Annotated in this window: 20 protein-coding genes; 13 read left to right on the forward strand and 7 right to left on the reverse strand. The window is 46.9% G+C overall.

The annotated features are described in order from the left end of the window. Positions 1 to 3: 3 nt before the first annotated feature. The 9 genes from pepF to proC all read left to right on the forward strand — a co-directional run bounded on the left by pepF (position 4) and on the right by proC (position 9,467). Entirely contained in the window at positions 4 to 1,824 is a 1,821-nt protein-coding gene (gene pepF, locus J2Z34_RS09775; protein WP_209459679.1) for an oligoendopeptidase F, read from the forward strand. 10 nt (positions 1,825 to 1,834) lie between these two features. Further along, positions 1,835 to 2,671: a mechanosensitive ion channel family protein gene (locus tag J2Z34_RS09780; RefSeq protein ID WP_209459680.1), complete on the forward strand. Its 837-nt coding sequence runs from the start codon at positions 1,835 to 1,837 to the stop codon at positions 2,669 to 2,671. 80 nt (positions 2,672 to 2,751) lie between these two features. After that, positions 2,752 to 4,194 (forward strand): NAD(P)/FAD-dependent oxidoreductase, encoded by a 1,443-nt coding sequence (locus J2Z34_RS09785; protein WP_209459681.1) that lies wholly within the window; start codon positions 2,752 to 2,754, stop codon positions 4,192 to 4,194. Then, a complete protein-coding gene (locus J2Z34_RS09790; protein ID WP_209459703.1) occupies positions 4,184 to 5,446 on the forward strand; it encodes an NAD(P)/FAD-dependent oxidoreductase in 1,263 nt (420 codons plus the stop codon). Before J2Z34_RS09785 ends, J2Z34_RS09790 begins: the two co-directional genes overlap by 11 nt. Before the next feature lie 3 nt (positions 5,447 to 5,449). Beyond that, entirely contained in the window at positions 5,450 to 5,809 is a 360-nt protein-coding gene (locus tag J2Z34_RS09795; protein WP_209459682.1) for a DUF1667 domain-containing protein, read from the forward strand. Between the two features lie 53 nt (positions 5,810 to 5,862). Further along, positions 5,863 to 6,672 (forward strand): biotin--[acetyl-CoA-carboxylase] ligase, encoded by an 810-nt coding sequence (locus J2Z34_RS09800; RefSeq protein ID WP_209459683.1) that lies wholly within the window; start codon positions 5,863 to 5,865, stop codon positions 6,670 to 6,672. Next, positions 6,662 to 8,128 carry an NAD(P)/FAD-dependent oxidoreductase gene (locus J2Z34_RS09805; protein WP_245250607.1) on the forward strand — a complete coding sequence of 489 codons (1,467 nt, stop codon included), beginning with the start codon at positions 6,662 to 6,664 and terminating at the stop codon, positions 8,126 to 8,128. The genes J2Z34_RS09800 and J2Z34_RS09805 overlap by 11 nt, the downstream gene beginning before the upstream one ends. Then, a complete protein-coding gene (locus J2Z34_RS09810; protein ID WP_209459684.1) occupies positions 8,129 to 8,662 on the forward strand; it encodes a DUF3867 family protein in 534 nt (177 codons plus the stop codon). Positions 8,663 to 8,678: 16 nt separating this feature from the next. Then, entirely contained in the window at positions 8,679 to 9,467 is a 789-nt protein-coding gene (gene proC / locus J2Z34_RS09815) for a pyrroline-5-carboxylate reductase (RefSeq protein WP_209459685.1), read from the forward strand. Between the two features lie 148 nt (positions 9,468 to 9,615). Here the strand turns inward: proC and J2Z34_RS17600 are convergent, their stop codons facing one another. The 7 genes from J2Z34_RS17600 to J2Z34_RS09855 form a co-directional block, all read right to left on the reverse strand. Beyond that, on the reverse strand, positions 9,616 to 10,542 hold the full coding sequence (locus tag J2Z34_RS17600; RefSeq protein ID WP_342453149.1) for an IS3 family transposase: 927 nt from the start codon (positions 10,540 to 10,542) through the stop codon (positions 9,616 to 9,618). Beyond that, positions 10,503 to 11,210, reverse strand: a complete 708-nt coding sequence (locus tag J2Z34_RS09830) for a helix-turn-helix domain-containing protein (protein ID WP_209459686.1) — start codon at positions 11,208 to 11,210, stop codon at positions 10,503 to 10,505. The genes J2Z34_RS17600 and J2Z34_RS09830 overlap by 40 nt, the downstream gene beginning before the upstream one ends. 73 nt (positions 11,211 to 11,283) lie before the next feature. Further along, complete coding sequence (gene glmS / locus J2Z34_RS09835; protein WP_209459687.1) at positions 11,284 to 13,110, reverse strand: glutamine--fructose-6-phosphate transaminase (isomerizing); 1,827 nt, start codon at positions 13,108 to 13,110, stop codon at positions 11,284 to 11,286. A gap of 363 nt (positions 13,111 to 13,473) precedes the next feature. After that, positions 13,474 to 13,746, reverse strand: coding sequence for an acylphosphatase (locus tag J2Z34_RS09840; RefSeq protein WP_209459688.1), 273 nt, complete (start codon positions 13,744 to 13,746; stop codon positions 13,474 to 13,476). Between the two features lie 17 nt (positions 13,747 to 13,763). Further along, the gene (locus tag J2Z34_RS09845) at positions 13,764 to 14,645 is read right to left on the reverse strand and encodes a hypothetical protein (protein ID WP_209459689.1); all 882 of its coding nucleotides are present in this window, start codon (positions 14,643 to 14,645) and stop codon (positions 13,764 to 13,766) included. An 86-nt stretch (positions 14,646 to 14,731) separates the two neighbouring features. After that, positions 14,732 to 16,381, reverse strand: a complete 1,650-nt coding sequence (locus tag J2Z34_RS09850) for a sensor histidine kinase (RefSeq protein ID WP_209459690.1) — start codon at positions 16,379 to 16,381, stop codon at positions 14,732 to 14,734. After that, on the reverse strand, positions 16,371 to 17,066 hold the full coding sequence (locus J2Z34_RS09855; RefSeq protein WP_209459691.1) for a response regulator transcription factor: 696 nt from the start codon (positions 17,064 to 17,066) through the stop codon (positions 16,371 to 16,373). Before J2Z34_RS09855 ends, J2Z34_RS09850 begins: the two co-directional genes overlap by 11 nt. A 230-nt stretch (positions 17,067 to 17,296) precedes the next feature. Here J2Z34_RS09855 and J2Z34_RS09860 point away from each other — a divergent pair, with 230 nt between their 5' ends. The 4 genes from J2Z34_RS09860 (at position 17,297) to J2Z34_RS09875 (ending at position 22,159) form a co-directional block, all read left to right on the forward strand. After that, on the forward strand, positions 17,297 to 20,176 hold the full coding sequence (locus J2Z34_RS09860) for a penicillin-binding transpeptidase domain-containing protein (protein ID WP_209459692.1): 2,880 nt from the start codon (positions 17,297 to 17,299) through the stop codon (positions 20,174 to 20,176). Between the two features lie 15 nt (positions 20,177 to 20,191). After that, positions 20,192 to 21,079, forward strand: a complete 888-nt coding sequence (locus J2Z34_RS09865) for a DMT family transporter (protein ID WP_209459693.1) — start codon at positions 20,192 to 20,194, stop codon at positions 21,077 to 21,079. A 140-nt stretch (positions 21,080 to 21,219) separates the two neighbouring features. Then, the gene (locus J2Z34_RS09870; RefSeq protein WP_209459694.1) at positions 21,220 to 21,618 is read left to right on the forward strand and encodes a NusG domain II-containing protein; all 399 of its coding nucleotides are present in this window, start codon (positions 21,220 to 21,222) and stop codon (positions 21,616 to 21,618) included. A gap of 10 nt (positions 21,619 to 21,628) precedes the next feature. Continuing rightward, positions 21,629 to 22,159, forward strand: coding sequence for a Gx transporter family protein (locus J2Z34_RS09875; protein WP_209459695.1), 531 nt, complete (start codon positions 21,629 to 21,631; stop codon positions 22,157 to 22,159). Positions 22,160 to 22,943: the final 784 nt, after the last annotated feature.

Raw genomic sequence — 22,943 nt, forward strand, 5'->3', positions numbered from 1 at the left:
TATATGGAAAGAAAACTTATTGACAGAAAGGACGCTGAAATTGCACTGACGTGGGACCTGTCATCACTGTATGATTCTGTGGAAAGCATGAAAAGTGATGGGGACAGAATTCTAAGTTTTTCCCGAAAGCTTGAGGCTGACTTCCAGGGAAAGCTTGAGGACAGCTATACCATCAATCTCTGCCTCGATGGACTGAGGGAGATACTTCCGGTCATGAACAGGACAGGAGCTTACTCGCATCTGAAGCTTATGGCTGACACTACCGACAATTCCAGTCTTGAGCTCAAGTCCATGGTTTCCGATGCTCTCTCAAAAGCACGGAGCATGCTTAGTTTCATAGATACGGAAATATTGGAAGCTGATGAGGAAACTATAAAAAAGGCAATCAATGATTCTCCTGAGAACAGGCATTATCTCACTGAGCTTCTGAGGTACAAGCCCCACATACTTGGAAAGGAAGCCGAGAAGGTTATTTCTTCCCTTGGGACAGTCCTTGAAGCGCCATACAACATATACAACAGAGCCAAGCTTGCGGATATGGACTTCGGTACCTTCACTGCAGGTGGTAAAGAGCATCCTCTTGGGTTCGTCCTCTTTGAGAACGGATATGAGTTCGATACCGATACCGAAACAAGAAGGGCTGCCTTCAGGACGTTTTCGGACAAGCTATCCGAATACCAGAACACTGTCGCTTCGGTCTACCAGACTAAGCTATCAACAGAAAAAGCTCTTTCTGAAATAAGGGGATTCAGTTCGGTGACTGAGAGTCTTCTGTTCAGTCAGAAGGTACCAAGGGAGATGTATGACAGGCAGATTGACCTGATATATGAGAAACTGGCACCCCATATGAGAAGGTTCGCTAGACTCCTCAAGAAGATCCATAAGCTTGATGAAATGAGATATGAGGACCTTAAGCTTGCAGTGGACCCGGAATTCGAACCAGGCATCTCAACTGCTGAAGCCAAAGGCCATCTCCTTCAAGGTCTGTCTGTATTGGGCAGCGAGTATGCAGGGATGATCGTAAGGGCTTTTGATGAGAGGTGGATAGACTTTGTCCAGAACAGGGGAAAGTCAACTGGTGCCTTCTGCTCAAGCCCATATGGAGCTCACCCGTACATACTCATATCCTGGACCGAGAGGATGAGGGAAGTGTTTGTTCTCGCCCATGAGCTCGGACACGCAGGCCACTTCCAGCTTAGCCACAGCATGCAGAATGTGTTCGACTCCAGGCCTTCGCTATATTTCATAGAGGCTCCTTCAACCATGAATGAGATGCTTATGGCGAACCATCTTGTAAAGTCAAGCACCGATGCAAGGTTCAGAAGGTGGGTATACTCAACAATGATATCACGAACTTATTATCATAATTTCGTGACCCATCTACTTGAGGCAAGGTACCAGAGGGAAGTCTACAGGATCGTCGAGAATGGCGGAAGCGTAACAGCCTCAAAGCTAAACAGCATATTCAAAGAGGTCCTGCAGGGCTTCTGGGGTGATTCTGTTGAGCTAACGGCCGGGTCTGAGCTGACCTGGATGAGGCAGCCCCATTATTTCATGGGCCTCTATCCGTACACATACAGCGCCGGCCTGACAATTGCCACCGAAGTGGCAAAGCGTGTCGATGGCGGAGACAGCTCTGCCATAGAGGATTGGAAAAGGACACTTGAAGCAGGAGGAACACTTGATCCGATTGAACTTGCAAAGCTTGCAGGAGTAGACATTACATCGGACACTCCGCTTCTGAACACCATAGACAGGATAGGCTTCCTTATTGGTGAGATAGAAAGACTGACTGAAGAGATAGAAACTGATAATTTGAACTGACGGAGGAAATATGGAAAAGCTTAACGAATTCGTTTTTGATTATGGAATGAAGATATTTGCCGCGGCGCTTGTGCTAATCATCGGATCCTACATTGTAAGGCTCGTGATGAGGATGGTTGAAAAGGCTCTTTCAAAGAGCACGATCGACATATCTCTCCACACCTTCATAAAGACGGTGGCAAGGCTCTTCATGCAGATAATTGTGCTGCTGACTGCTGCGGGGGTTCTTGATATACCAAGCACCACATTCATCACGATCCTGGGATCTGCAGGCCTGGCAATAGGTCTTGCACTCAAGGACAGCCTGGGTAATTTTGCAGGTGGAATCCTGCTCCTTTCATTCAGGCCATTCAGGGTCGGTGACTACATTGAGTCTGATGGAGTCGGAGGTACGGTAAAGGATATCCACATACTCTATACCCACCTCAATACTCCTGACAACAGGAGGGTAATGATTCCAAATGGAATCCTTGCCAATGCAAAGATAACCAACTACTCGACTGAAGACAGGAGAAGGCTTGAACTGATATTCGGAGTGGCATACGGCTCTGATATTGAAAAGGTGAAGTCAGCCATAAATGAAGTGATCGCCTCGAATCCAATGGTTATAATGGATCCTGAACCTATTGTCAGGATGCAGGCCCATAGAGAAAGTGCAGTTGAGATAACTGTCAAGGTGTGGTGCCTCAGGGAAGACTACTGGAATCTTCATTACGACATGCATGAACAGGTCAAAGCATCCTTTGACAGGAATGGAATCTCCATACCTTATCCTACAAGAAGCATACGTGTCGTTAAGGATACAGAGGAGACCGCTCCGCTGCAAAAGACATTTCCCATAAGATAGATAAGGATTAACCATAGGTCGTGCCTTGCCGGATTGCAACTCAATCTGACTGCACGGCTTTTCCATAAGGAGGGATTCCATTGTATGACGTTGCTGTGATAGGAGCAGGTATAGTTGGCGCCTGTACAGTCTATGAACTTTCAAAGCTTGACTTATCGGTATGCCTTATTGAAAGGGAAAATGATGCGGCATCAGGAGCTACAAAAGCAAATTCTGCACTTGTCCATGCAGGCTTTGATCCTGAAGAGGGAACTATCATGGCGAGGCTGAATGTCGAAGGCTGCAGATTGTTCGGGGAACTCTCGAAAGAAGCAGGCTTCCCTTACAAGATGAACGGCGCCCTTGTCCTTGCTTTTTCAGCTGACGACCTTCAAACCGTCGAAAGGCTGTATATAAGAGGCATTGCGAATGGGGTCAGTGGCCTGAGGATGATTGACAGGGATGAACTCCTGAGGCTTGAACCAAACGCTGGAGCTTCTGCAATTGGTGCGCTTCATGCTCCTACTGCAGGCATAGTTGGACCATGGGAAATGTGCCTGGCACTGATAGAGAAGGCTGCTAATAGGGGGATAACCCTTCGTTTCAGGAGCGCTGTCACCAGGATCTCAAAAACTGATGATTTTTTCGAGATCGAGATTAATAAAGGTGAATCCAGGATACAGGCGAAGCGGATCATTAACGCTGCGGGAATCCATGCAGACGAGATAATGGAGATGGTTGGGGAAAAGGAGTTTTCAATAACACCACGCAAGGGTCAGTATTATGTTCTTAACAAGAGCCAGGGAAAGCTAGTTACGCATACCCTGTTCCAGTGCCCGTCTGAAAAGGGTAAGGGAATAATGGTGACTCCTACCGTTCATGGGAACCTGCTTGTGGGTCCTGATTCAGGGCAAGCTAATGACAAGGAGGATAAAGCCACGTCAAGGGAAGGCCTTGAGCTTGTAAGAGCCAGTGCTTTAAGGACCGTGGAATCGATCGACTTCAGGGACAGCATAAGGAATTATGCAGGACTCAGGGCGTATTCTGACAGGAAGGATTTCATAATAGAGGAATCAAGGTCCGTTAAGGGACTGATAAATCTGGCAGGAATAAAGTCTCCGGGACTTACGGCAGCTCCTGCGATAGCACTGGAGGCTGTGAGGCTTCTTGAAGCATCCGGAATAACTGTGGTGCTTAAGGCTTCAACCATGGATCCTGATGTCAGGACTGCGTTCAATGAAATGAGCGACGAGGAAAAGCAGGTAATCATAAGTAATGATCCTGCGTACGGCAGGGTAATCTGTAGATGCGAGGGGATAACCGAAGGTGAGATAATAGAGTCACTTAAAGGACCTCTGGGTGCAGTATCGCTTGATGGTGTGAAGCGCAGGGTAAGGCCGGGTTCGGGCAGATGCCAGGGCGGCTTTTGCGGACCAAAGGTAATTGAAATAATATCCAGGGAACTTGGGATAAAGCCCTGGGAGGTGCCGCTGGACCTTGAAGGCTCCTATTGCCTGGAGGGAGAGCAAGATGATGGATTATGACATTGTGATCATTGGAGCAGGACCGGCCGGCATGGCGGCAGCAATAGAAGCGAAGATAAGCGGAGCCGGATCGGTACTTGTCATTGACAGGGACATTGAAACTGGCGGGATACTTAACCAGTGCATACACTCAGGATTCGGGCTGCACAGATTCAGTGAGGAGCTGACAGGACCGGAATATGCCGAGAGGTATTCTAAAGCTCTCAGGGAATCCGGTGCTCAGGTGATGCTGGATACTATGGTCATGAGCCTTGAGTGCAAAGGAAGGGAAAAGCTTGTTCGTGCCATTAATCCTGTTTCTGGCATCATGGAAATACATGCCAAGGCAGTTATTCTCGCCATGGGCTGCCGCGAAAGGACACGGGGAGCCATACAGATACCTGGGGACAGGCCGTCAGGGGTTCTGACAGCAGGAACAGCACAAAGATATGTTAACATCGAGGGATATAGGATAGGTAAAAAAGCGGTGGTGCTGGGTTCGGGCGACATCGGACTTATCATGGCAAGGCGCCTGACACTGGAAGGAGCTAAGGTTCTTGCATGCGTCGAGATCATGCCATATTCCAGCGGACTGAACAGAAATATAGTCCAGTGCCTTGATGACTTCAGCATACCTCTGCTTTTGTCACATACAGTAACGAGGATAGTGGGACGAAGAAGACTCGAGGGTGTTGTCATCGCTGAAGTGGACTCGGAAAGGAAGCCTGTAGCTGGTACGGAAAGGTTTGTTGAATGCGATACGCTGCTTCTTTCCGTAGGTCTGATACCTGAGAATGAAATAACAGCCGGAGCAGGAATTGAACTTGATCCAAGGACCAGGGGACCATACGTGGATGGCTCCATGGAAACCTCAATAGAAGGCATTTTCGCATGCGGAAATGTGGTGCATGTCAACGACCTTGCAGACCATGTCAGCCTAGAAGGTGAGAGGGCCGGCAGAAGCGCAGCGGAATATGTAAGGGCAGGAGCGGAGGCAAACAGAAGGCAGATAGGAGTCTTTGCAGGAACAGGAGTATCATACATAGTACCCCAGTATTTATCTGCAGGAGTCGTTTCAGGGTCCAATGAACTATCCTTCAGGGCTGACAGGGTGTTCAAGAATGCATACCTTATCGTTAGGAGTGAATCGGGAGCTGTGCTAAAGAAAGTCAGGAGACCGAGGATTACACCGGGAGAAATGGAGAGGATCTCGGTCAGAAACGATATTATCGATAATGCTGTGGATATAACCATTTCAATTGAGGAGGTGTGAGTATTGGCAGAGCTTACATGCATAGTATGTCCTAGAGGCTGCCTTCTTAAGGTCATTGAAAATCATGAGGGATATTCGGTTACGGGCAACGCGTGTCCCCGTGGAGTTCCATATGCTGTCAGGGAAATGACTGACCCACGTCGAATGGTTTCTTCGACTGCAAGGATTGAGGGTGCTATACACAGGAGGCTGCCTGTGAAGACAAGCGGTGATATTCCAAAAGGACTTGTAACAAAAGTCTGTGCTGAAATCGGGAGACTGGTGGTTATTGCTCCGGTAGCCTGCGGTGATGTGATCATCGGGAATGTTCTTGGCACGGGTGCGGACGTTATTGCTGCAAGGACAATGGAAAGAGTTCCATAGTCCTTTGGCGTGCTGTAGAATTGTATCATAAGTAAGAAACTGGAGGTTTTGACATGGATGACCTGGACCTTGGGCTGATATCAGGAAATATCAACACATCATGGCTGGGAAGGACTGCAGTTATGGTGGAATCCGTTGACTCCACCAACAGCTGGCTCAAGGAGCGTGCGGAGGAAGGAATGGCAAAGGATGGCACTCTTGTCATCGCAAAGGTTCAGACTGGTGGAAGGGGAAGGCTTGGAAGAAGCTTCCATTCACCTGAAGGAGGCCTTTACATGTCATTTTTCATCAGGAAGCCTGACACAAAGATGGACACCTCCCTTGCTACCATAGCAGCAGCTGTCTCAGCAAGAGATGCGATACATGAGCTTTGTGGCATAAGACCCAGGCTCAAATGGGTGAATGATGTATACATGGGTGACAGGAAGGTTGGAGGGATACTTGTAGAAGGTAAATTTGACCCGGTAGGGAAATCTATGGACCATCTTGTTATAGGGATAGGCATAAACGTGACAACTGAAGGATTTCCTGAAGAACTGAAGGACATTGCCTCTTCTATTGTCAATGAGGCCGGAATCAAAATCAGCAGAAGCCTCCTATGTGCAAGGATCGCAGACAATCTTGAAAAGATGCTCAGGAAAACAATTGAGGATCCTGAAGGGTTAGTTGAAGACTATAAAGGGTCCCTCATGTATATCGGCCATGAAATCGCAGTACATTCAGGTGGAAATGTCAGACCTGCGCGACTTGTTGGTGTAGACAGGAAGGGCGGTCTTATAGTAAGGTACCTGGATGCTGAGGGGACCTCTGTAATCAGTTCTGGCGAGGTGACCATAAGAGGTGGGGCAGGAAATGGTGCATGATGTGGCAATAATAGGTGCCGGGATCATCGGTACAAGCCTGGCAAGGGAGCTCACACGATACAAGCTTAAGGTTGTCATCCTTGAGAAGCTTCCTGATGTTGCCATGGGTGCGACAAAGGCCAACAGCGCCATTGTCCACGGAGGCTATGCAGAAGGACATGAGACTCTTAAGGGCAGGCTTTGCTTCGAGGGCCGGAGGAGATTCCGGGAGCTTGAAGACGAGCTTAAATTCGGATTTTCTGAAACAGGGTCACTTCTGGTGTCCCTGGATGATGATCTGGAGCCTCTGGAAAGGCTCCTTGAAAGCGGAATAAGAAATGGTCTTGACGACCTTTCCATAATTGGCAGTGAAGAGATAAGGAAACTTGAACCCAATATTACGCAAGAAGTGAAGAACGCTCTGCTCTGCAAGGGTGCAGGAATCTGCTCACCCTATGGAATGGCGATAGCGATGGCAGAGAATGCTGTTGAAAACGGAGCTGAAATTGTGCTTTCTGCAGAAGTGACTGGAATTGAAAGTGAGAATGAGATATTAAATCTTGTGACTGATAAGGGGGATTTTCAAGCCTCGTTTGTCATCAACTGCGCTGGTGTCAATTCCGACAAGGTTGCAAGGATGGCAGGTGCGGATGGGTTCGAAATTCTTCCGAGGAGTGGAGAGTACCTGCTGTTTGCAAAAGGTACCGGAAAGCTGCTTGATCATGTCGTGTTCCAGCTTCCGACTGCAATGGGTAAGGGAGTGCTTGTAACTCCGACAATCCATGGGAATCTCCTTATCGGTCCAGATGCTTCCGAAATTGACGACAGGGAAGATACCTCCACCCATGCTGAAAGGCTTGAGAATGTGTACAACCAGGCAAAGAAGCTGTATCCTGATATTGATGGGGAAACATTCTTAAGAAGCTTCACAGGTATCAGGGCAAGAAGTTCGACTGGCGATTTTCTTATCGGACCGTCAAATATCAAAGGTTTCATCAATGCCGCCGGAATACAGTCACCCGGTCTTACAGCATCACCTGCCATTGCAAGGATGCTTGTAGGTATACTTGAGAAGGAAGGATTGAAGCTTGAACCGGAGAATTCGTTCAATCCTTTCAGGAAGGTTGTGGAATACTCACCAAAGGACCTGCCCTACAGGGAGGTCGACAGACTTTCAAAGCTTCCCGCCGGAAGCAGGGAGAGGATAGTATGCAGATGCGAACAGGTTACTGAAGGCGAAATAGCTGATTCAATGGAAAGAGGAATTGCAGTGACTACCGTTGACGGTATAAAGAGAAGGACCAGGGCTGCAATGGGCTGGTGCCAGGGTGCGTTCTGCAGGGCAAGAATAGCAGAGACAATGGAAAGACTGACAGGTGAGTTGCCGGACGGGAGCTACGACATCGAGCGCAGCGGGGTGTCGAGGGTCGGGAAGCATGACTTCCTTGATTTCCTGAAAGCGCGCAAGGAGGAATAAATGAGCGACATAATTGATTTCAACGAGCTTAAGAACAAGGTTAGGGAAAAGGATATTGATGATTTTGAGAACTACATAATGTCCCTTTATGGTCAGATGGGCACAGGGAGCATGAACTTCGCCCAGATCAACAAGGCCATACAGGAATATATGAAGGAGCATGGGATTTCTCAGGAGAAATTTATGGACCTTCAGATGAAGCTTATGGAAAGATACGGGGTAACGCCCGAAGACGTTGAGAAGCAGTACAACATACCTGGCGGAAACTATGAAAGGTACAGGAAATCCCTTGGATTTACCGAAAAATACAAGGACAGGATAAAAAACTATTCAGGCTTCAACTATGAGATCAAAAACGACAGGAATGACCTGACAATTTTTTTAAATGACAATATAGTGCTGATTTCATCAAAGAAGAAGGTTGACTTAAATGACAATGAACTCAATGAGTTCCTGGTGTCATACAAGAAGCTCTCAAAGGATGAGAAGCTGACGGTAAAGATCAGCGAAAATGTTATAGAGTATGAATATTGAGAGGATGGTGGACCAGATGAGGATAGGCTTAATCGGAACAGGAAACATGGGATATGCCATAGGAAAGGGGCTGCAGGAAGCAGGCTATGGAATTACAGTATACAACAGGAGTGACAGGAACATATCTGAACTGAAATCCGGAGGTGCCCATGTCGCTTTAAATGTCCGCGAACTCGCCAGGGAAAGCGACATAGTCATCGTAGCTGTCAAGCCTAAGGACATCCTCGGCGTAATCAGGGAAAATTGCGACTATCTGGCAGGAAAGACAGTAGTGTCAATTGCTGCAGGTGTTTCTCTACAGAGTCTTCGCGTCGCAGCTGAAAGCAAGGCTACAATGTCCAGGGTAATGCCCAATACGCCAGCCCTTATTTCAAAAGGCGTTTATGGTGTAGTATCTGACGGACTGGAGCCTGAAGTAAGGGAATCAATAATGAAGCTATTTGCATCAATAGGAGAGGCTTACCTCATCACTGAAGATGACATACATGGATTCATATCGATAGCCGGATCATCACCAGCCTATATCTTCATGTTCATGGAGGCTCTTGCAGATGCTGGAGTGAGGATGGGAATAAAGAGAGCGGATGCATACGAGATCGTGGCAGACACCCTCATCGGATCAGCAATGCTGTACAAGAAGACCAAGGAGCATCCGGGAGCACTCAAGGACATGGTTACATCTCCAAAAGGAACGACCATAGAAGCTGTCAGGGTACTTGAAGAGAATGGCTTCAGGTCAGCTGTAATTGAAGGTGCATTGGCTGCAGGCCTCAAGTCAAGGGAAATGGAATCAAAAGACAAATAGATCAAAATGCATGGCAAACGAAAGCACCCCGGAAATGATCTGCTATCCGTCAAGAAGACAATGAAATAAAACAAGAGATTTGACAGTGCCTACGCACTGGATTACCCGCAAATCAAGGGTGCTTTAGCTTCCGAGATTTGCGGTTTTCTTAGGTAGCAAAATACAGTTCGTTCTTCATTAATGGTGTCATGACTCCTAGATTCCGCTGCAAGCGCTTCGTGTTATAGTATACAATGTAGTCTTCGATCATCTGTACAAGCGTTTCACGAGCGGTGAACCTTTTGCCATAGTATCTTTCGCGCTTCAAGATACCCCAGAATCCCTCCATAGGACCATTGTCGATGCAACGGCCTACGCGAGACATGCTCTGTGTCATACCAGCCTCCATAAGCTTATGGTAGAATACTCGGTTTGTATACTGAAACCCTCTATCGCTATGAAATAGGGGATTTGCATCAGGATTAGCCCTTACCGCTCTATCAAACGTTTCAAACACCAGCGTGTTATCATTACGATCAGAGATTCTATAGGCGACAATTCTTCTGTCATACAGGTCCAAAATAGCACTTAGGTAAATTTTGTGCACTACAATGCCAACATAGTACTTGAATTCAGTGACATCCGTCAGCCATTTCTCATTGGGCTTATCCGCATGGAATTCTCGATTCAGGATATTCTCTGCAATATGCTGTGGATTTGCTGCATTTCGAGTGCAGCCATGACTGTTGTACTTGATGGTGGATTTAATGTCTTTGCCCCTGCAAATACGAAGTGCTTTCTTGTCGGATATCTCGATACCATGATAGTGGCTCAGGTCATCTCGAATTCTGCGATAACCCTTGTCTGGACTTTCTCTGTGGATTTTTTCGGCAAGCTCAGCGATACGCTCATTTTCCAATTCTCGTGAGCAGATCTTGTGACTAGCCCATTTATAGTAGGCAGATCTGGATACATCAAGTAGTTCACACGAGCTATCTATGGGATATTTGGATTCTTTATTACACTCCTGTATGGTCGTATATAGTTTCCACTGCCTTATTTGCGAAAGGCATCCCCCCTCTCCAATTCCTCCAATTTTTTTAACAGGTCTCGTTCCATCCTCAACATATAGTTCTCATGCTCCAGCTTTGCTATTGTTATCTTAGCTTCTTCTTCAGGAGTTCGAGCCTCCTGGTCCTTTTTACGGCGTCCTCTCAGGTCCTGAAGGCCGGAATCGCCCTTCTCGGCATATTTCTTAACCCAAGTATAGACCTGCTGATATCCGACGTTGTACTTCTTTGCAATTGATCCATAGTCGTATCCGGATTCAATACAATCCTTGACAATCTGAACACGCTCTTCCAGGGTAGTTTTCCGTGAACTCTTCATGCGGCTTCCTCCACTCTCTCTTCTGAGTTTCTTGCCGCTATTATACAACTTTATCCAATTACGTAGTTGGCAACTTGAGCGAATTTTGAATTTTAAGCAGATTGAGTAATAGCTGCCTTCCCCTGAAAGGTAAGCTTCCACAGCATCTCTTTTCAGTTCTGGACTATATTCACGGTTCTTCCCTGTGTTGAGCAATCCAGTAGGTCCTTCTTGTTTGTATAGACGGACCCATTCTCTAAACGACTTCCGATTTACTCCTGCCACCTCGGAAGCCATTGCTGCAGATATTTCTCCACTCAGGTATCTCTGTATGATAGCTACCTTCTCTTCTGGAGATCCCTTTGTCCTGTGAGACATAATAAAAGCTCCCTTCATGATTAACAGTGTTTTTCTTTTTCACTGTCTCTCATAAAGGGAGCATATCAGAATTTTTCCGGGGTGCTGTTTACTATTCTACTGTAACTGATTTTGCGAGGTTCCTCGGCTTGTCAACATCCAGGCCCTTGAAGGAGCAGACGTAGTAGGAGAGGAGCTGCATTGGCACGACTGCAAGTACTGGTGCAAGCAGGTCAATTGTTTCCGGTATGTGCACCGCCGTATCAACGAAACTGTCTACAGTCTTGTTGCTCTCGTATGTAACTACCATGACCTTTGCGCCTCTGGAGGTTACCTCCTTGAGGTTGGAATGCATCTTATCCATAAGGCTTCTCTGTGTAAGTGATGCAAGCACAGAGGTGTTCTTCTCGATAAGGGCTATTGGACCGTGCTTAAGCTCTCCACCAGGATAAGCATCCGCATGGATGTATGTGAGCTCTTTGAGCTTGAGGGCAGCCTCAATGGCAACAGCATAGTCAAGGCCCCTTCCTATGAAGAACACATCCTTCTCGCCATGGATCTTAAGTGCGAACTTCTGTATGTTTTCCTTCTGCTCTATGACCTTTGAAACCTTGTCCGGAAGAAGAAGCATCTCCTTCTTTATCACATCAGTCTCCTCATCGGTCATGGTTCCAAGAAGCTCTGCAAAATGCAGGGCTATGGTATACACAGCGATCAGCATGGTGAGGTATGCCTTTGTCGAGGCTACGCCTATTTCAGGTCCTGCCCAGGTGTAGAACACATCTGTAGCTTCCCTTGCAACCGAGCTTCCGACCACATTCGTAATGGCGATGACCCTTGCGCCTTTTTTCTTTGAGTCGCGAAGGACCGCCAAAGTATCTGCAGTCTCTCCGGACTGGCTTATGACTATGAGGAGTGTCCTTGAGTCTATTATCGGGTCTCTGTATCTGAATTCGGATGCTACATCAACCTCTACAGGGATCTTTGCCAGTGATTCGATGGCTGTCTTGCCGACAACTCCGGCATTGTATGCCGTACCGCAGGCTACTATGTAGATCCTTGAGTAGCTTTCAAGCATTTCCTTTGTAATTGTGATGTCGTCAAGCTTGACCTTCTGGCCAGCGACTATCCTCGATGTCATGGTATCCCTGAGAGCCTTGGGCTGCTCATGGATCTCCTTTATCGTGAAGTGGTCAAATCCGCCTTTTTCTGCAGAGTCCGCATTCCAGGTGATTGTAGTAGCTGACTTTTCAACAGGCTCAAGGTTGGCGTTGTAGTATTTGATGCCTGAACCGGTAATTTCTGCGAATTCCATGTCATCAAGATATACTACTTCCCTTGTGTAATTGAGTATGGCAGGAACGTCCGAGGCGATGAAGCTCTCGTTCTCTCCAAGTCCGATTATGAGAGGACTGTCTTTCCTGACCGCTATAATCTTGTCCGGGTCGTCAAGGGATATGACTCCGAGTGCATAGCTTCCCTTTAGTCTCTGTGTCGCATTGATGACTGCTTCAAGCAGGCATCCGTCGAAGTAGTGGTCGACAAGATTAGGTATGACCTCAGTATCTGTCTCCGATAGGAACGTATACCCCTTATCAGCCAGCCAGCTTTTAATTTCCATGTAATTTTCGATTATACCGTTGTGAACGACCGAAATCCTGTCGTTGTTGCTGCAGTGGGGGTGTGAGTTAACATCCGAAGGCTCACCGTGGGTAGCCCACCTGGTGTGGCCTATCCCGAGATGTCCGTGGGCAGGCTCCGTCTCCAGCTTTTCAGCAAGATTCTTAAGCCTTCCCTTAGTCTTTACGATAGTGATCTTTCCGTCCTCCGGCACAGCGATGCCCGCCGAGTCATAGCCCCTGTATTCGAGCTTGGAGAGACCGTGTACAAGGACATCCGTAGCATCCTTGCCTCCTAAATAACCGACAATTCCACACATGACAATACATCCTTCCTTAATTTTATTAAGAAAGGTCTGGGCACCTGATCCCCTTTGTCCCCGAAGTCGCCTCCGGTATTTGAGGGAGCTTTGCGGTAGTGCATACCGTGGAGCATCCGCCGAACTTTCGATTACTCCATCCTCGTCAACCGGCTTAAGTTAGCCGGTTCTGGCGCTATTCCATCTGGAATTTCAAATTGATATCCAAACCTTGCTCCAATCATTATATAGTCATTCTTAATTTAGCGCAACTTCCAGTGATAGTGCATTGCCTCAAAATAGATGTATTCGGTTGGGGCGCATGGGGAAAAAACTTTGTGAAAAATAAAACGGAAGGCCTCCTTATTCAGGAGGCCTTAATGCTCAATAGGTTATATCGAAGGATTTTTCATTGGGCTTCAGGGGTATCTCCTTCATCGAATAATTCTCGATCCTGGAATAACCGTTCCCGCCCTTGACTGTGTCGAGAAAGACTGAGATATGGTCATCAGGACCCTGGACTTCCACCTCCACATTTCCATTGTCCATGTTCCTGACATGACCTGTCAGCTTCATGAGGTAAGCGGCCCTGTAGACGAAATATCTGAAGCCAACCCCCTGGACCCTTCCCTGGTATATGATGAAGAGTCTCTTCATATCAATCACATCCTTGGTCAGTTTCCTGATACATGTTCAGTTTCTGCGATTTGCTCCTTGCTTTCCTGAATGCTTTTCTTGGATTTTGCCGGGATCTGGAATAGCTTTACGCCACCTCCGGACTTTTCCTTCATGAGCTTCTGGAGGCGTTTCTTTTCCTTTGCCTTGAACACAGTAAGGGTATACATGTAGTCCAGGTATATGGCACCGACTGTCTTTGCTCCGGCAAGCCTGTCTTTTTCAAGGTTGATCAGCCTGAGATGCTTTGTCAGCTTCTTTATTGGTTCGTTGTACATGTTATAGATATCCTTGCTCATCTTCATCGCATCAAGGTAGGTAAGCTGGATGTCCTTGTCCAGCTTGATGTTGATGTACGTATGCATGAATGGCTGGTTGTATGTGACAACAGGCATCGTATCAGCAAATTTTATGAACTTAGCGAATGCTTCTCCGATAGACAGGCTGTATTTCTCATAAAGAGGGTCCCTGGACTCTATCGGGACGAAGAGGGAGTCAACCATCCTTGTGCCCTTGTACCTTACTGCCTGAAGACTTGAAACTGTGGCTCCATAAGGGTCTTCACTGTTCCTTCCGAGATATAGTGCAATGAAGTCCTTATGCAGGGGCACCGAGTCAACTTCCTTAAGTATATTGCCTCTGTGGTTGAACAGAGCCTTTTCCATGATTATGTTCCTGTAGTTCATCCTTGACGGGTTGTATATCATGTCCTTCACAATGTAGAATGCCGCTATGGAAAGCCCCATGAGAAGAAATACTATGGAGTAGCCAAGCTCCGGCTTCTTGCCGCTCTTGTAATACTCTTTAGTGAATACTGCGATCAGGATGAGGAACAGGTATATGAAGATGTATTTCATGTTAAGCACTTTGTTTATCTTCATTTCTTTCCCCCTTATCATTGCTCTGATATTGTAATCTATTACATTATAATGCAAAACTCGTAAAATTCAAAGTCACAGTGCTTTCACTAGAATGCTGTGACCGGGCCTGGGTAGAATCTGACCGGAAGATCCACGGTTATTACAAGAGTGTTATGGTCTGTCTTTCGTGCGCTTATCCTGCCGGAGTGCATCTTGACTATGTTTTCTGATATTGCAAGACCGAGACCGCTGCCGCCATTCCCGGAAAACCTTGACTTGTCCAGGCGGTAGAATCTCTCGAACATCTTGGGTATCTCTGATTCCTCTATGTCTCCGACAGAATTCTCAACGGAAACCCTTGCTAAGGAAGCACCTTCTTCAAGGGATAGCGAGACCTTGATCGGTAACTTTTCTGTCGAGTACTTGATTGCATTGGTTATGAGGTTTTCAAAAAGTCTGACTATCTGCTGCACATCAGCTTCAATTATGACATCCGCCTTAGGCATTAACTTCTCCAGAGTATGCCCGAATTCCTCTGCAAGAGGTATCATCTCCTCCACAAGCTGCTCTATGAGCTCCCTGAGGCTTACATTCATGATGTTGAGCTTGTGTTCAGGACTCTCGAGCTTCGAGTATTCAAAAAGGGACTCAATGAGCTCCTTAAGCCTCAGCGACTTGGAACTCGCGATCTCGATGTATTCCTTCCGCTTCTCAGGTAATATGGAATCAGACTTTGCGAGCTCGATGTACCCGATTATGGAAGTAAGAGGAGTCCTCAGGTCATGTGACACGTTCGTGATCAGGTCGTTCTTCATTTGCTCGAGCTTGCGCTCTTCCTCGATTCTTACATCTATGTCCGTTGCCATTGAATTTATGCTTTTAGCCAGGTTTGTAAGCTCATCGTTGCCCTTGACCGGAGCCTTGTATTTGAAGTTTCCGGTTGAAATGACTTTTACCGTATCAGAAAGCTGCTGGATGTAATCCATTTTCCTCCTGGTTATTATAAGGAACATGACAACAAACAATACAAGCGCAGCGAACAGGGCGATTGACGTATTGTATACATAGCTTAAAGTGGTATCTACCACAGCAGCAGGAGCCGCCTTTACAATTAGATACCTGTCCTCATTCAGGAAATTCATTGGATAGACCAAAGTCATTTCCTGTGCGGGATTCTGAGGGGTTCCGGGGTTATGGTAGACGGTGGTGGATCCGGAATACGAAACATCAAAGCTGTTCTTGAGCACATCGAAGATATCCAGACTGACTTCTGATACACCTTCGGTCTTGAACTGGATTTTACCATTGAGGTCGGTAACCATCACCTTCAAATTTTCGACCCTTGAAAAATCTTCAATCAGGTTCTTCATCGCCTGATCCAGGTCGAATTGCTTGGCCAGCGGGTTGTTCTCAGACGGATACCTGACATTACTCCTCATTTCGTCAGTTATTTCTGACTCATCCTTGTACCTTAAGTCGTTTATCATCCTTTCTGCTATATCATAGGCGGAGTCCCTGATGCTCTCGATACCACTGTCGTAGGAGATATGGGAGGTTTCAACGGTTCTTTCTGTCATCTTATAGGTGACGTTATAGCCGATGAAAGCTGACACGAGGCAGATCGCTACAGCGAAAATAAGCTCAAGCTGGATGTTGCTTGAAATCCTGTCCCGGATGATACCGTCTATAAGGCTGAAGAACCTGTCGGACCTCGATGCCTTTTTATTTGCAGGAGCCTTGTTCTGCTTATTTCTCAACCTTATATCCTACTCCCCAGACTGTCTTGATGTACCTTGGATTCCTTGGGTCGTCCTCAATTTTTTCCCTGAGCTTCCTGATGTGTACCATTACGGTGTTTTCGGACTCAAGGAATTCCTCTTTCCAGACGTTCTCATAAATTTTCTCGACTGAAAGCACGATTCCAACGTTTCTTGTCATGTACTCAAGCATGTCGAATTCGGTCTTTGTAAGCTTGATGTCCTTTTCGCCCTTCTTGACCTCCCTGGTTCCTATGTTGATTGTAATGTCGTCAAGGGTCAGGACATTCTCGTTCCTTGGTTTTTCACTGTTAAGGACATAGTATCTCCTTAGCTGGCTCTTGACTCTGGCAATCAGCTCAAGGGGATTGAAGGGCTTGGTCAGATAATCGTCTGCTCCGGAAGTGAGGCCATGGATCTTGTCCATGTCCTGTGTCTTCGCTGAAAGCATTATGATTGGCATGTTCTTTGTCTTCCTGAGCTCCATTGTAGCCTGGATGCCATCCTTCTTGGGCATCATTATATCCAGGATAATCAGGTCTACATGGTGACTAGCGATCATCTCCAGCGCTTCTTCTCCATTTGTGGCTTTGAGTGTATTGTAGCCTTCGTTTGCGAGATAGATTTCGATGAGCTCTCTTATTTCCTTTTCATCGTCGACGATCAGTATTGTCTGTTTGTCCATTTTGAACCTCCGATATATATTGATGCCAGTATATGACATATTTCTTAATTTTCTTGTCTGCCTGGCTTAATCAGGTCTGAAATCGCATTCTTATAAGATGATTATACAATATTGGAGGACATAAGCCATTTTCAATCTGGCACCAAAGGGAAAGTTCATCTTTTCTTAAGGTTTAAGCAAGAATGCTTCTGTAGTATGATATGTGTATAAATTTAAGCAAGAGGATCGATATGGATTTTAAGAATAGAAAAAAGAAGAAATTTGACAGGTACAACGCGCTGCTCATAGTCATGCTCGCTGTATTCAGTGTAATCATCGCAAGGCTTACCACTCTTCAGGTGATAATGGGCGAAGAGTATGCTGAACGGGCCAATGACGAGTTCATAAAGAACCTGAGCGAGAAAGCCCCGAGGGGGAATATCATCGACAGTGAGGGGAATATCCTTGCCACATCTGTACAGAGCTATAATCTGGTATATGTGGATACTGCCGAGGCGAGGAAAGAGATATACAATACCATAGACAAGGTAAACTCACTGCTTGAAAAGGCAGGTGAGGCTGCTTCTGATTCGTTCGAATTGAAGCTTGATCCTTTCAGGTTTGAGTTTTCATCTGAAACTCCAGAAGGGCTGAGGCGTCTTGAGCTAAGATGGAAAAAGGACAGAGGAATAGATTCCCTGATATTCAATGAGACACTGATGGCTGCTACCGGAAAGGAAAAGATATCCGAACTCAATGAAGCGGAGACAGACCAGCTTGATGACATGGTGATCGCTTACGGCGCAGAGGACACCTTCCATTATCTGATAAAGAAGTACAAGATATACGAGGCCCTTGAGGATGGCTCCGAAAAGAACAAGGAGTATGCGAAGATGAGCGGAAAAGAGCTTTATGCTTTGATGAGCACGAGGCTTTCCGATTCTGCAATCAGGGATTACATAGAAATCAAGGACAGCATAACCATGGAGAGCTACCAGGGCTCAAGGGCTGTTACGATCGTAAACAACATGAAGGAGGACAGCGCGTTCACCTTCATGCAGCAGCTGTCTGACCTTCCTGGGATACAGGTGGACACGGAGCCCATAAGGCTTTATCCATACGGTGAGATGGCGGCTCATGTATTGGGATATCTCTCTCCGATAAACAGTGCCCAGAAGGACAGGTATGAGGAACGGGGCTACGATGTCTCAGTAGACTATATCGGCGCATCCGGTATTGAGGCTGCATATGAGGACAGGCTGAAGGGAAGCAAGGGCGGAAGCACGGTTGAGGTCGATAAGAACGGAAGGACCGTCAAGGAGCTCTTCAGGCTGGATGTCAATCCAGGCAACACTGTGCAGCTTTCAATCGACATGGAGCTTCAGAACATAGCGGAAAAAGGCCTGAGTGAGATTTCCGGGCAGCTTACCACAACCAACAGGATACATACGACAGGCGGATATATTTCGGATTCCTCAAATGCAACAAGAGGTGCTGTCGTAGCAATTGAGGTAAAGACAGGGAGAGTGCTGACTTTAGCAAGCTTCCCGAGCTACGACCCCAACATATTCGCAGTACCTGGAAGGCTGACTCCTGAACTCTACAGGAAGTATTTCAACCCTGACTATGAAGCTTTCGGGACAGACCTCATAAAGAGGCTTAACCTTAAGGATAAGGAAGGAAAAACAATAAGCGTTGACTACCTTTTCCCGTTCAATTCCGACGGCACGAGAAGGGACCCTTACGACCTTTATGCAAGGCCGTTCTTCAATTACGCAACCCAGGGCATAACGCCTCCTGGATCGACATTCAAACCAATAACGGCAGTGGCAGCCCTTGAAGAAGGGGCCATAACACCTTCGACAGTAATTTTCGACGGCGGCGCGTTTACAAGTTCATCACTAAGAGGCTACAGGGTAAGGAACGACGGAGGCTCGGCCTATGGTTCGCTGACGCTGAACAAGGCCATGGCCAAGTCATCCAATGTGTTCTTTGCAGACCTTGGCTACAGGCTATATCAGAATGGAGGCTTGAACTCCATATCCGAATGGGCATGGAAGCTGGGTCTCGGACACAATCCCGAAGAGCCTGCCCACAGCACGACAGGAATCGAGATAAGCGAGAACATCCAAAGCAATGTATACAATCATGAGGGCAAAAGGCTGATAACCCAGAGACTCATAAACTTTGGAGTGGTCGAGTTCCTGAATACTGGAAAGGCAAGGAACGGATCAGCTTTCAAACCGATTAGCATCGGAGTGGACAATGCAGACGTGGATTCCATGGCCCAGGCAAAGCAGGCAATCAAGGATGCCGTGAAGAATGCCCTTGATATCAGCCTTGATGATGCCAACATAAGGAAGGGACCAAAGCTAGAGGACTTCTCCAAGGTACTGACACCGCTTTTCCAAGACTTCATAGACACTCTGCCTGCAGGGTCTGATGTTGAAAAGGCAAGCTACTACGCTAATCAGATCGCTGAATATATCGTATACGACAAGGTCAATGAGATGTGGAGCCCGGTCAATGTTATCTCAGCATCACTGGGACAGGGTGATACACAGATAAGCCTGCTTCAGATGGCGAATTCCATCGCTACCATAGCCAATGGCGGCACAAGATACAGGACATCCCTGGTTGACAGGGTGCTGGACGAAGAAGGCAACATTATTCTTGAAAACCAGCCTGAAATCCTGGAAGAGACAGGAATAAGCGTAAGCACCCTTGAAGCTGTCAGAAACAGCATGAGGGCAGTTAATGAGCCTGGCGGTACTGCATATTCAACCTTCAGGAACTTCCCCATAGCTACTGCAGGCAAGACCGGAACCGCCAGCGTACGAAGCAATGATTCGGCCTTCATCGGAAGGTCCGCTTACGGAGTGTATGTAACATACGCACCCGCTGATGACCCTGAGATCGCTATTGCTGTGGTCATATACGACAGCACAAGAGGATCATATGTCGCTCCGGTAGCGCTTGCGATGTATGAGGAGTATTTCAAGGACATCCTTGAGGCTGAATATCCCGGATATGCAAGAAAATACAATTATGAGATAGATGACCCTTATGAAGCGGTAACAGGTGATTATGACGGAAATCCAATAGAGGATGAAACAACTGTAAATCCGTAGGATTATGGAGGAACCATGGAGAGAGTGAAGGCGCCCTATGCAGCGATGGCTTTTGCCGCTGCAGCTCTATATGCAGCAAGCGCTCCGGCATCGAAGCTTCTGCTTGCAGAGGCTACGCCTGTATTCATGGCTTCATTCCTTTACCTGGGAGCTGGAATAGGCATGTCCTTCGTTGGTCTGCTGCGTAAAAACTTTAAAAACGGGCATAAGGAAACGAAGCTGGACAAAGGTGATTTTACCTATGTGGCTCTCATGATAGTTCTGGACATCATAGCTCCTATACTCCTAATGGTTGGCCTTGGGATGACCACAGCTTCAAATGCTTCGCTGCTTAACAATTTCGAGATTGCAGCCACTGCAATCATAGCCTTCATCATGTTCGGGGAACCAGTCTCGAAGAGGCTCTGGAAGGGGATAGCAGTCATAACTGCAGCGAGCATGCTGCTCTCATTGGGAGAAAAAGGCAGCTTGAGCTTCTCACTCGGCTCTGTCTTTGTCCTTATGGCAGCCACTGCCTGGGGCTTTGAGAACAACTGCACCAGGATGCTTTCACTCAAGGATCCGCTTCAGGTGGTTGTGCTTAAAGGTCTTGGATCAGGAGTCGGTTCTTTCATCGTAGCGTTTTTGATTGGGGACTCATTTCCTGAGCTTGTTTATGTCTTCTATGCCATGGTACTTGGATTCTTCTCCTACGGGATGAGTATATGGCTTTACGTGTATGCCCAGAGAGGCCTCGGTGCAGCAAGGACAAGCTCTTATTACGCGGTTGCGCCGTTCATAGGAGCAGCTATCTCGTATACGGTATTCCGAGACCCATTGTCTCCGACCTTCCTGGCAGCCCTTGCGCTGATGATGATTGGAAGCTACCTTGCAGCATTTGAGGGTTTCAGCCAGAAAAAATGAAATACTTCAAATTCATCTTCACTGATTGTGAATTTTTAAGCAATTTTTATATCGCATACTGTACCATTGACCTGTTAAATCTGCTATAATTTACGGGTTGAAAAGTAATATATGCCTTAAAGGCGAAATTGGGAATGATTATGAAAGTTAAGAAATGGGACATTATAATAATTGCACTTTTCGTGCTGCTATCCTTCGTGCCGGTAGGCATTTTCGCCATGACAGTGGCTGGAAACGAAGAGGCTGACGGAGTATATGCTGTAGTGACAGTACAGGGTGAGGAATATAAGACGATAAAGCTCACAGGGCATACCGGAAATGAGGACATCCTTGTTAAGACGGACCTTGGGATGAATCTTCTTCAGATAGTTGACGGGAAGGTAATGATGTTCGAAGCTGACTGTCCTGACCAGGTGTGTGTATACCAGGGTGCTGCCAGCAAGCCTGGTGACACGATAGTATGCCTGCCTCACAAGGTAGTGGTTGAAATCAAGGGTACGGTTCCGGATGAAGACCAGACCGATATTACCACGAATTGAGGTGGGTAGCATGAACAAGACAACAAGGATGGTTTTCATAGCGCTTATAGTCGCGCAGGCTCTGGTTCTTCACGTGGTCGAAGGGATGATACCCCTTCCCATAGGAGTTCCGGGTGCAAGGCTTGGACTTGCAAATATTTTCACAATAATTTCCCTATATACCCTGGGATTCAAGTCATCGCTGGTGGTGGTCCTGCTAAGGGTATTCCTGGCAACCTTCTTCGGAGGCAACCTGTCGTCGATGATGTACAGCTTAAGCGGTGGTCTGCTGAGTCTTATTGTAATGGCAGCAGTCAAGAACCTGCTGAAAGACAAGGTCTCCATAATCGGAGTATCCGGTGCTGGAGCTATAAGCCACAACATTGGACAGCTTCTTGTAGCGTCCTATATAGTGCAGAATATTACAGTTATGCTTTATCTGCCTGTATTGACGTTCATTGGTATCGGTACGGGCATATTCGTAGGTATCACGGCAAATTTCATTATGGCTCATTTAAGAAAAATCCCTTCACTGAAGAAGATCATGGCAGTTACCGACTAACCGGAGCATCATGCGTTGCATGGTGCTTTTTGCGCGACGGGCAGTTGCTACATAATGAGACTACAGGGTCTCACTATATCTCCAGAATTAAGCATGATGTTTACGATACAGGGTATAAACGGAATGGAACGAATGCTGAAATCGGAGAGGTCTCGGGAGTGAAAGTCTCCCCCTATGAGCGTCAGTGCAAATTAGGAAGTCTAATCTATGGCGTAACCGTGAGGTTGGGTCTGAAGGAGATGTGGAAAGCCGAGAGGCCCACAGGCGGTCTGGCAGGCCGAAACGAAAAGTAAACCACATGTTGCGGCAAGGCTGGTTGATAACCGTGCGAAAAACAGGGAAATCTACATCGGATGTATAAAGAGCTGACTGTACATCCGGGACCAGTAGTGTGAAGGTGGTTGGCATGTCAGGAAGGACGTAGCAATGACCCCGCGAGAACTCTGTACAAGCCGGAAACGGGCACATACCTATAAGAGTAATTCGAAGTGGTAGGTGCGTACAGAGTAGTCAGACGATTCCGTAGTAGCGAAGTAACCATGATGACCAAACTCATGGAGAATGCGAAGGGAATCTGCCTTTTGTAGCTCAAGCCAGATTTATCGTAATGGCAAAGGCAACGATGCTGAGGCATAAACGAACCAGAAGTGCGAAAACGAGGTGAGAAATTCATGAAAAATGAACCGTTAAAACTCAAGTGGCATTCATTGTATGGGCAGATGCTCAGAGACAGGATGCTTACAGAAGCCTGGAAAAAGGTCAAGGAAAACAATGGAAGCGGTGG

Origin of the sequence: Youngiibacter multivorans (assembly GCF_017873395.1) — a bacterium.
Classification (GTDB): domain Bacteria; phylum Bacillota; class Clostridia; order Clostridiales; family Clostridiaceae; genus Youngiibacter; species Youngiibacter multivorans.